Source organism: Gemmiger formicilis (assembly GCF_016900095.1).
GTDB lineage: Bacteria > Bacillota > Clostridia > Oscillospirales > Ruminococcaceae > Gemmiger > Gemmiger formicilis_A.
The window spans coordinates 17,274-27,476 of the sequence record NZ_JACJJP010000038.1; the positions used below are offsets into that span (position 1 = coordinate 17,274).

The following is a 10,203-nucleotide window of genomic DNA, read 5'->3' on the forward strand; positions in this document are numbered from 1 at the left end:
AAAAGCGCTTCCGCCCCCCGAAAGGGGAGGCAGAAGCGCTTTTTGTATCTTTTACAGGTTGGTGTACCCCATCAGGAAACGGTCCACCACAGCGGCGGTATCCCGTCCCTCGCGCAGGGCCCAGACAACCAGGCTCTGGCCGCGGCGCATGTCACCGCAGGCGAAAACATTGGGAACGTTGGTGGCAAATCCGTGGTCAGCCACGCAGCCCCGGGGCGTCAGCTCCAGGCCGAAAGCCTCGGCGGTGTAGCTTTCGCAGCCGGTAAAGCCGGCGGCAATCAGCACCAGATCACACTCCACCGTTTCTTCCTCTCCGGTGGGAACCATGGCCCGGCGGCCGGTGGATTCGTCCACCACCCGGCTTTCCAGCTTGGAGAGAACCGCGCCGTATACCCGGCCGTCCTCGCCCTTCAGGAACTCCTTCACGGTGGTCTGGTACACACGGGGATCACGGCCGAACACCGCAATGGCTTCCTGCTGGCCGTAGTCGGTCTTCAGCACCTTGGGCCATTCCGGCCAGGCGTTGCCGGGGGCACGCTGGGCCGGCGGGCAGGGCATCATCTCCAGCTGCAGCACATCGGCGCAGTGCTGGCGGATGGCGGTGCCCACGCAGTCGTTGCCGGTGTCGCCACCGCCTACCACCAGGACCTTTTTGCCTTCGGCGGAAACGGCGCGGCCGTCTGCAAAGTTGGAATCCAGCAGACTGCGGGTGACGCTGGTCAGGTAATCCACCGCAAAGTAGATGCCCTGGGCATCGCGGCCCGGCACAGCCAGGTCACGGGCCTGCTTGGCGCCGCAGCACAGCACCACCGCGTCATAACGGCCGGTGAGTTCTTCCCGGCTGATGTCCACGCCCACGTTGGTGTTCATCATGAATTCGATGCCTTCGGCCTTCATGATGGCCACCCGGCGTTCGATGGCCGATTTGTCCAGCTTCATGTTGGGAATGCCGTACATCAGCAGGCCGCCCACGCGGTCTTCCCGCTCGAAGACGGTCACACTGTGACCACGGCGGTTCAGCAGGTCAGCCACGGCCAGGCCGGCAGGACCGGCACCCACCACGGCCACACTCTTGCCGGTGCGGGCGGCGGGGGGCTCGGGCTGGATGAGCCCGTGCTCATAGCCGTACTCCACAATGGCGTGCTCGTTCTCCTTCACGGTCACCGGGTTGCCGGTGGCCATGCCGCAGGTGCAGGCAGCTTCACACAGGGCGGGGCAGACCCGGCTGGTGAATTCGGGGAAGAGGTTGGTAGCACGCAGACGATGCAGTGCCAGATCCCAGCGGCCCTGGTACACCAGGTCGTTCCACTCGGGAATCAGGTTGTTCAGCGGGCATCCGCTGGCCATGCCGCCCACCATCATGCCGCTCTGGCAGAAGGGCACGCCGCAGTCCATGCAGCGGGCACCCTGGGCCTGCTGTTCGTCCGAGGGCAGGGGCAGATGAAATTCGTTAAAGTTGCAAATGCGTTCTTCGGGCGGCAGCTCGGTGCTGGTCTGCCGTTCGATCTGCAAAAATCCGGTCGGTTTTCCCATGGATATGCCCTCCTTTATTTGGCGTTCTTCATAGCGTAGAAGGCTTCGATCTGGGCCTGCTCGCTGTCCTCGCCCTTTTCTTCCATCTGGGCAATCAGGCGCAGCATCTTGTCGTAGTCGTGGGGCAGGACCTTCTTGAAGCGCGGCAGGTAAGATCCGAAATCATCCAGAATTTCCTTGCCGCGGGGCGAACCGGTGCGCTCCACATGTTCGCGGATCAGATCTTTCAAAAGGGCCACATCGTACTTGTGTTCCACGGGCTCCAGGCTCACCATGTCCTTGTTCACGCGCTGGTAGAAATCCCAGTCCTCGTCCAGGACATAGGCGATGCCGCCGCTCATGCCGGCCGCAAAGTTTTTGCCGGTCTTGCCCAGCACCACCACGGTGCCGCCGGTCATATACTCGCAGCCGTGGTCGCCCACGCCTTCCACCACGGCCACAGCGCCGGAGTTGCGCACGCAGAAGCGCTCGCCGGCCACGCCGTTGATGAAAGCCTTGCCGCTGGTGGCGCCGTACAGGGCCACGTTGCCGATGACAATGTTCTGGCTGCGGTCATAGGTCACGCTCTTGGGCGGGTAGACGACGATCTCGCCGCCGGAAAGGCCCTTGCCCAGGTAGTCGTTGCAGTCGCCTTCCAGCTCCAGGGTCAGGCCCTTGGGCAGGAACGCGCCGAAGCTCTGGCCGCCGCAGCCGTGGCACAGCACATGGAAGGTGTCGTCAGGCAGGGTGTTGCCGAACTTGGAGGTGATCTCGCTGCCGAAGATGGTGCCGAAGGCACGGTCGGTGTTACCCACGGTCAGTTCCACCCGCATGGGTTTGGGTTCGTCCATCTCGAAGCTCTTCTTGAACTTCTTCATCAGGACCTTCATGTCGGGGGTCTTTTCCAGGCCGAAGTTGTAGACCGCCTTGGGGTCAAAGTGGACGCTGGTGTTCTCGATGAGCGGGTTGCTCAGCAGCGGAGTCAGGTCCAGCTCGCTGGCGCGGCTGCCCACGGGTTCGTCCTTGATGGCCAGCAGGTCGGTGCGGCCCACCAGATCTTCCAGACGGCGCACGCCCAGGCGGGCCATGTATTCCCGCAGTTCCTGGGCCATGAACCGCATGAAGTTCATGACATATTCCGGCTTGCCCTTGAAGTTGCGGCGCAGCTCGGGGTTCTGGGTGCAGATGCCCATGGGGCAGGTATCCAGGTTGCACACACGCATCATCACGCAGCCCATAGCCACCAGGGGACCGGTGCCGAAGCCGAATTCCTCGGCGCCCAGCATGGCGGCGATGGCCACGTCGCGGCCGCTCATCAGCTTGCTGTCCGCCTCAATGCGCACACGGCTGCGCAGACCGTTCATGATCAGGCACTGGTGTGCTTCGGCGATGCCCAGTTCCCAGGGCAGGCCGGCATTGTGGATGGAGTTGTTGGGGGCGGCACCCGTACCGCCGTCAAAGCCGGAGATCAGAATGACCTCGGCACCGGCCTTGGCCACGCCGGCGGCGATGGTGCCGACACCGGCCTCGCTGACCAGCTTGACACTGATGGCCGCCTTGCGGTTGGCGCATTTCAGGTCGTAGATCAGCTGAGCCAGGTCCTCGATGGAGTAGATGTCATGGTGGGGCGGGGGAGAGATCAGGCCCACACCGGTGGTGGAATGACGGGTCTTGGCAACCCAGGGATAAACCTTGCCGCCGGGCAGCTGGCCGCCCTCGCCGGGCTTGGCGCCCTGGGCCATCTTGATCTGGATTTCCGAGGCGGAGACCAGGTACTTGCTGGTCACGCCGAAACGGGCGGAGGCCACCTGCTTGATGGCGGAGTTGCGTTCGGTGCCGTAGCGCTCCTCGAACTCGCCGCCCTCGCCGGTGTTGCTCTTGCCGCCCAGGCGGTTCATGGCGATGGCCATGCACTCGTGGGCTTCGGCGGACAGGGCGCCGTAGCTCATGGCGGCGGTCTTGAAGCGGTGGACCAGGCTGTCCACGCTCTCCACCTCGTCGATGGGCACGCCCTGTTCGGGGTACCGGAAGGTCAGCAGGCTGCGCAGATGCATCTCATCGGGGCCGGTCTGGTCGATGGCCTCGGTGTAGGCCTTGAACTTGGAGTAGTCGCCGGTCCAGCAGGCCTGCTGCAGCAGATGGATGGTCTGGGGATTGTACAGGTGCTGCTCCGCCTGGGGACCGCTGCGGAACTTGTGCAGGCCCAGGCTGGGCAGCTCGGTGTCGGTGCCCAGGCCCAGGGGATCGTAGGCTTTCTGATGGCGCTCTTCCAGATCGTCCTGGATGTCCTTCAGGGTGATGCCGCCCACGCGGGTGACGGTGTTGGTGAAGTATTTGTCCACCACTTCCTTGCTGATGCCCAGGGCCTCAAAGATCTGGCTGCCCTGGTAGGACTGGATGGTGGAGATGCCCATCTTGGAGGCAATCTTCACGATGCCGGCCAACACGGCGCGGTTGTAGTCCTCCACAGCGGCGTAGTAATCCTTGTCCAGCAGTCCTTCGTCGATGAGCTGGCGGATGGTCTGCTGTGCCAGATAGGGGTTGATGGCGCAGGCGCCATAGCCCAGCAGGGTGGCGAAGTCATGGACCAGACGGGGTTCGCCGCTTTCCAGCACCAGCGCCATGGCAGTGCGCTTCTTGGTGCGCACCAGATACTTGGACACAGCGCCCACGGCCAGCAGGCTGGGAATGGCCACGTGGTATTCGTCGATCTCCCGGTCGGAGAGGATCAGGATGTTGGCGCCGTCCCGGTAGGCACGGTCCACTTCCACGAACAGGCGCTCGATGGCCTTTTCCAGGTCGGTGTTCTTGTAGTAGCAGATGGAGACGGTCTGCACCTTGAAGCCGGGCACGTTCATGGCCTTCAGCTTCAGCACGTCGGTCTCGGTCAGAATGGGGTTGTTGATCTTCAGAACCTTGCAGTTTTCGCTGCTCTCTTCCAGCAGGTTGCCCTGGGCGCCCACATACACGGTGGTGGAGGTGACGACCTTCTCACGCAAAGCGTCGATGGGCGGGTTGGTGACCTGGGCAAACATCTGCTTGAAGTAGTCGAACAGCGGGGGATGGGTGTGGCTGAGCACAGCCAGCGGGGTATCGCTGCCCATGGCCCCGGCGGGTTCGGCGCCGTTCTTGGCCATCGGCAGGATCATGGAGGTCACATCCTCGTACCGGTAGCCGAAGGCCTTCTGCAGACGCACCAGTTCCTTGTCGTCAGGTTCCGGCGGACGATGGTTGGGGATCTTCAGGTCTTTCAGGTTGACCAGATTGCGGTCTAGCCATTCGCCGTAGGGCTGGCGGCTGGCGTAGTCGGCCTTCAGCCGCTCGTCGTCCACCAGCTCGCCCTTCACGGTATCCACCAGCAGCATCTTGCCGGGACGCAGACGGTCGCGGCAGACCACCTCGGCGGGGTCCACATCCAGCACGCCCACCTCGCTGGAGAGGATCAGGCGGCCGTCGCGGGTGATGTAGTAGCGGGAGGGGCGCAGACCGTTGCGGTCCAGCACGGCGCCCATCACGTCACCGTCGGAGAAGAGAATGGAGGCCGGGCCGTCCCAGGGCTCCAGCATGGTGGCGTAATACTGGTAGAAGGCGCGCTTCTTGGGGTCCATGCTGTCGTTGTTGCTCCAGGGCTCGGGGATGGTCACCATCACAGCCAGGGGCAGATCCATGCCGTTCATGACCATGAATTCCAGGGTGTTGTCCAGCATGGCGGAGTCGCTGCCGTCCTGATTCACGATGGGCAGAACCTTGGCCATGTCGTCCTTCAGGCAGTGGCTGGCGATGGTTTCCTCGCGGGCCAGCATGGTATCCACGTTGCCGCGGATGGTGTTGATCTCGCCGTTGTGCAGGATCATGCGGTTGGGGTGCGCGCGGTTCCAGCTGGGGGCGGTGTTGGTGGAGAACCGGCTGTGCACCATGCCGATGGCGGACTCGTAGTCGGCATCCTGCAGGTCGGGGTAGAACAGGCGCAGTTCCTTCACCAGGAACATGCCCTTGTACACGATGGTCCGGCTGGACAGGCTGCACACGTAGGTTTCGGGGCTGGACTGCTCAAACACCCGGCGGGCCACGTACAGACGGCGGTCAAAGTCGATGCCGGGCTGCACACGGGCGGGCTTTTCCACAAAGCCCTGCCAGATGCTGGGCATGCAGGACCGGGCCTTGTGGCCCAGAATCTCGGGGCACACCGGCACGGCGCGCCAGCCCAGGAAGTTCAGGCCTTCCTTGCGGCAGATGATCTCAAACAGTTTCTTGGCCTGGTTGCGGCGCAGCTCTTCCTGGGGGAAGAAGAACATGCCCACGCCGTACTCCCGCTCTTCGCCCAGAGCGATGCCGGCGTCAGCGGCTACCTTCTTGAAAAATTTGTGGCCGATCTGCAGCAGAATGCCCACGCCGTCGCCGGTCTTGCCCTCGGCATCCTTGCCTGCGCGGTGTTCCAGATGTTCCACGATCTGCAACGCATCGTCGATGGTTTTGTGGCTCTTGCGGCCCTTGATGTCCACCACGGCGCCGATACCGCAGTTATCGTGCTCAAATCTCGGGTCATACAGCCCGGCGGGCTGCTTGCTTGTGGTAAAGTCTTGCACTGGTACCTCTCCTTCCCGGCGAAAAACGCCACGCTGCGGGAGCCTTTCGGCCCGGACCCGCAACAAAAAAGGCGTCCGCATGCCGGGGCATATAGCCCCAGCGTACGAACGTCCTTGTTCCTGCCTACACTATATCATAGGAAGGAGCGGTTGGCAATCGAAAAGCAAAAGAATCTTATGAAATTAAAGCTGAAACCTTTGCAAATTCGAAAACGCGCCTTAAAACTTAATTTAATTTTGTGCTCTGGGCAGCATTCTGGGCCTTGAGCTCGGCCAGAATCTGGGCCAGCAATTCCTCCTGGGTGGGGGAGGCCGGTTTGGCCGCTTGGGCCTTGGCTTCGGCGGCTTTTTTGTGCTGGCCCAGGCGCATCAGCCGGCCCATGAATTTGACCAGGCAGAAGAGCACGAAGGCCATGATCAGAAAGTTGATCACCGCCGAGATAAAGGCACCGATGCGCAGCGGGTCCGCGCCGTTGGGCAGCGGAATCACCACGTTGCTGAAATCGGTGGAGAAGGCAATGCCCAGCAAGGGGTTGAGGATGTCCCCGGTGAGGGAGGACACAATGGACTGGAAGGCGGCGCCGATAATGACACCGACGGCCATATCAATGACGTTGCCCTTCAGGGCAAACGCCTTGAACTCATCCAGAAACTTCTTGGAGGTTTCCAGCCCCTGCTGCACATGCAGTTTTTCCTGTACAGGCATGGTAAACGCCTCCCGATTTTACTTCAGCAGGTCGGCCACGGCCTTGGCGGCGCCGTCCAGATAGTCCCCGGCGAAGGTCTCAATCATGCCGGCGTCGGCTTCCTTAGCCAGCTCAGGGTCAATGGGCATCTTGGCCAGCACGGGCAGCTTGTAGCGGGCCGCGGTCTCGTCCACATGGCTGTCGCCGAAGACCGAGATGTGCTTGCCGCAGTCGGGGCAGACCACATAGCTCATGTTTTCCACAATGCCCAGGATGGGAATCTTCATCATTTCGGCCATCTGCACGGCCTTGCCCACGATCATGCCCACCAGTTCCTGAGGGCTGGACACAATGATGATGCCGTCTACCGGCAGGGTCTGGAAGACGGTCAGAGGCACGTCGCCGGTTCCCGGAGGCATATCCACAAACAGGAAGTCCACGTCCTCCCAGATCACTTCCTGCCAGAACTGCTTCACGGCGCCGGCAATGACCGGGCCGCGCCACACAACGGGGGCCTGCTCATCTTCCAGCAGCAGGTTGATGCTCATGATATCGATGCCGGTGCGGCTCTTGATGGGGTAGATGCCATCCTCGCCGCCCATGGCCGGACCATGTACGCCGAACAGCTTCGGGATGGAAGGCCCGGTGATATCCGCGTCCAGGATGCCGGCGGTGTGGCCCAGACGACGCATGGAAACAGCCAGCATGGCACTGGTCATGCTCTTGCCGACGCCGCCCTTGCCGGACACAACGCCGATGACCTTCTTGATGTGGCTCTTGGCGTGGGGGGCTTCCCGTTCGGGCGCGCGGTGGTCGCAGTTGGCGGTGCAGCTGCTGCAATCGTGATTACACGCTTCGCTCATTGCAAACAAGTCTCCTTTGGGCCGGGCAAAGACCCGGCACTTTGCATATTCTGCGCCCGTGTACCGGCAGACAAAAGGCCCCGCGGGAAAACCCCGGCGGGGCCTGCCTGCCCGGTGCGTCCGGGCAAGAACTATTCTACATGGTTTGGTGTAAAAAAGCAAGGGTTCGTGCTCAGGCAAGGGCGGCCACAATGCCCTCCACCAGGTCCTGGAACACCGGACCGCGCCGGTTGGCAATCTCGATGACTTCCTCGCCGGAAAGCCGCTTGCCGGTCATGCCGGCGGCCATGTTGGTGATCAGGCTCAGGGCCAGCACCGGCAGCCCGCAGTGGGATGCGGCGATGGCTTCCGGCACGGTGCTCATGCCCACGGCGTCGGCGCCCAGGGTTCGGAACGCCCGGATTTCGGCCGGAGTCTCGTAGCTGGGACCCATGTAGCCCAGATACACACCCTCCCGCAGGGTCAGGTCCTTTTCGGTGGCCACGGTGCGGGCCGTCTTCTGCAGGTCGGCGTCGTATACCCGACTCATATCGCAGAAGCGGGGCCCGATTTCCTCCTCGTTGGCACCCCGCAGCGGGTTGGCGCCCATGAAGTTGATGTGGTCGGTGATGAGCATGAAATCCCCCACCGAGAAATCGTAGTTCACACCCCCGGCGGCGTTGGTCAGGATCAGGGCCCGGCAGCCCAGGGCCTTGATCACCCGCACCGGCAGGGCAATGGCGGCCATGTCGTGGCCTTCGTAGTAGTGGAACCGCCCCTGCATGCAGAGCACGGCCCGCCCGGCCAGACGCCCGGCCACAAACTGGCCCGCATGGCCCGGGGCGGTGGAAAGGGGAAAGCCCGGAACCTCCCCGTAGGGGATGTACACCGGGTTTTCGATGCGGTCGGCAAGACCGCCCAGGCCGGACCCCAGTACCAGGGCAAATTCCGGGGCTTCGGGCAGACGGGCGCGCAGATAGTCGGCGGCGGTGCGGATGGTTTCCAGTTGGGACATAAAGGTGTACCTCTCTTTGTTGTGTTGTCCACATTTTACCATGTGCAGGCCCCGGCGGCAAGCATAGCCGGGCACTGGTGCGCATATATCCCCAACAGGACCATCACGGGGAAGGGGGACGGCAGAAATGCGCATCAGGACCTATCTGAAAAATGCGGCCCTGCTCACGGCGGCAGGCTTTGCCCTGCGGGTGCTGGGCATGGTGTTCCGGGTGTACATTGCAGGCTGGCTGGGCGGCGAGGGCATGGGCCTGTACCAGCTGATTCTGGCGGTATACGGGGTGTTTGTGGCCCTGGCCACGGCGGGGGTCAATGTGGCATCCACCAAGCTGGCGGCCCAGAGCCTGGCCCGGGGGCGGGGCATGGCCCCCACCCTGTGGGGGCTGGTCAGTGCGGCGGCCTGTTTCGGCACCCTGGCCATGCTGGCCCAGTTTGCGTTGGCGGAGCCTCTGGCCCACTGGATGCTCCACGATGCCCGGGCAGAACTGGGCCTGCGCATCCTGGCGCCCAGCCTGCCCTTCATGGCGGTGGCCGGGGCGCTGCGGGGCTGTTTTCTGGCCCGGCGGCGGGTGGAACCCAACGTCACGTCCCAGCTTATCGAACAGCTGGTGCGCATGGCGGTGGCGGCCTTCGGCTTGTCCCGTCTGGCGGCCTGGGGAGCCGGGTATGCCTGCGGGGCGGTGCTTATCGGCAACACGGTGAGCGAGGCCGTGTCCTGTCTGCTCATGGCGGTGTTTGCCCGGCGGGAAAAGGCCTTCCGCCCCACCCCCGGAGACCCGGCCCGGGGCTTTTCCCGGCGGGAGCTTTTCGGCATCGCACTGCCGGTGTGCGGCAGCCGGCTGCTGGGCAGCGGCCTACAGGCCATGGAAAGCAGCCTGATTCCGCTGTGCCTGACCCTCTACCTGGGGGAGAGGGCCGCCGCTGTGACCCAGTACGGCGCGGTCAAGGGCATGGCCATGCCGCTGATCTTTTTCCCTTTTTCGGTGCTGGCAGCCCTGTCCGGCTTGCTCATGCCGGAAATTGCCCGGGCAGGGGCCCGGCGGGACAACGAGTCCCGGGCCAGACTGATCCACACCGCCATGACCCTGTCCGGCCTGTTCTCGGCCCTGGCGGGGGCGGGGCTGGTGCTCTTCGGACAGCCGCTGGCCCTGCTGCTCTACCACGAAGAATCGGTGGGGCAGTATATGCGGGTGCTGGGCTTCATCGCCCCCTTCATGTACCTGGAAAGCATGGTGGACGGCATCCTGAAGGGGATGGGGGAGCAGTTGGCCACCTTCCGGTATTCGGTGCTGGATTCCGCGTTGCGTATCCTGGCCATGTCGGCGCTGATTCCCCGGTATGGAATTGCGGGCTTTTTCGTGGTGATGGCGGCCTCCAACCTGCTCACCTTCAGCCTGAATATGCGCCGGATGCTCCATTGCGCCTCCATGAAAGCCGACTGGGCCGCCTGGTTCATCCTGCCGGCGGCGCTGGCGGGCATCGGCCTGACGCCGGTATTGTGGCTGCGCCGGATTCTGCCCGATACCCCGCTGGGGCTGGGGGTGGAGATGGCCGCCTTTGCGG

The 10,203-nt window shown here is 63.3% G+C and carries 6 protein-coding genes; 1 reads left to right on the top strand and 5 read right to left on the bottom strand.

Annotated elements, in window-relative coordinates:
* Positions 1-51: 51 nt before the first annotated feature.
* The 5 genes from H6B15_RS13745 to H6B15_RS13765 form a co-directional block, all read right to left on the bottom strand.
* Positions 52-1,533, bottom strand: a complete 1,482-nt coding sequence (locus tag H6B15_RS13745; protein WP_204648572.1) for a glutamate synthase subunit beta — start codon at positions 1,531-1,533, stop codon at positions 52-54.
* 14 nt (positions 1,534-1,547) lie between these two features.
* The gene (gene gltB, locus H6B15_RS13750) at positions 1,548-6,098 is read right to left on the bottom strand and encodes a glutamate synthase large subunit (RefSeq protein ID WP_345941998.1); all 4,551 of its coding nucleotides are present in this window, start codon (positions 6,096-6,098) and stop codon (positions 1,548-1,550) included.
* A gap of 226 nt (positions 6,099-6,324) precedes the next feature.
* A complete protein-coding gene (gene mscL, locus H6B15_RS13755; RefSeq protein ID WP_204648574.1) occupies positions 6,325-6,804 on the bottom strand; it encodes a large conductance mechanosensitive channel protein MscL in 480 nt (159 codons plus the stop codon).
* A gap of 18 nt (positions 6,805-6,822) precedes the next feature.
* Complete coding sequence (locus H6B15_RS13760; RefSeq protein WP_204648575.1) at positions 6,823-7,647, bottom strand: Mrp/NBP35 family ATP-binding protein; 825 nt, start codon at positions 7,645-7,647, stop codon at positions 6,823-6,825.
* Positions 7,648-7,819: 172 nt separating this feature from the next.
* The gene (locus tag H6B15_RS13765) at positions 7,820-8,641 is read right to left on the bottom strand and encodes a purine-nucleoside phosphorylase (protein ID WP_204648576.1); all 822 of its coding nucleotides are present in this window, start codon (positions 8,639-8,641) and stop codon (positions 7,820-7,822) included.
* 127 nt (positions 8,642-8,768) lie between these two features.
* Here H6B15_RS13765 and H6B15_RS13770 point away from each other — a divergent pair.
* Positions 8,769-10,203 (top strand): oligosaccharide flippase family protein (locus H6B15_RS13770; RefSeq protein WP_204648577.1); only part of this gene is annotated, 1,435 nt, incomplete at its 3' end.

Coding starts and splice junctions, on each gene's coding strand:
- H6B15_RS13745 (WP_204648572.1), bottom strand. CDS start 1,533: ATGGGAAAACCGACCGGATTTTTGCAGATCGAACGGCAGACCAGCACC.
- mscL (WP_204648574.1), bottom strand. CDS start 6,804: ATGCCTGTACAGGAAAAACTGCATGTGCAGCAGGGGCTGGAAACCTCC.
- H6B15_RS13760 (WP_204648575.1), bottom strand. CDS start 7,647: ATGAGCGAAGCGTGTAATCACGATTGCAGCAGCTGCACCGCCAACTGC.
- H6B15_RS13765 (WP_204648576.1), bottom strand. CDS start 8,641: ATGTCCCAACTGGAAACCATCCGCACCGCCGCCGACTATCTGCGCGCC.